The organism is Halomonas sp. SCS19, from assembly GCF_040147015.1.
GTDB classification, from domain to species: domain Bacteria; phylum Pseudomonadota; class Gammaproteobacteria; order Pseudomonadales; family Halomonadaceae; genus Halomonas; species Halomonas litopenaei.
Genome location: NZ_JAMSHN010000009.1, coordinates 1 through 382 on the forward strand (window position 1 = coordinate 1; position 382 = coordinate 382).

The 382-nt window shown below is 64.1% G+C and carries 1 protein-coding gene; it reads left to right on the forward strand.

Annotated elements, in window-relative coordinates:
- The coding region (locus NFH97_RS21150; RefSeq protein WP_349625588.1) for a hypothetical protein at nucleotides 1-382 on the forward strand (382 nt) is incomplete at both ends.

Below are 382 nucleotides of genomic sequence, written 5' to 3' on the forward strand. Positions count from 1 at the left end.
TGTGGAGCTGGTCGGGGCGGACTTTACCACCCCGGTGACCATCCCCAATGACGCGGGCCAGGGCAGCCTGATCATCACCGGCTTCGATGCCGACAGCGGCACCTTCAGCTACAGCTACACCGAGACCGGCGGTGCGGCGACCCACAACGCGGCTGACGACAACATCGTCGACAGCTTCGCGATCGTGGTCACCGACCACGAAGGTGACATCGCCAGCAATAGCCTGGACATCCAGATCCTGGATACCGCGCCGGATGCAGATGATGACTCCACCACGACCGGTGAAGACCAGTCTGTCGCCTACAACGTCCTGGCCAACGACACCCAGGGCGCGGACGGTGCCAGTGTCACCGACGCCACCCTGCGAAATCCGAGCCAGGGC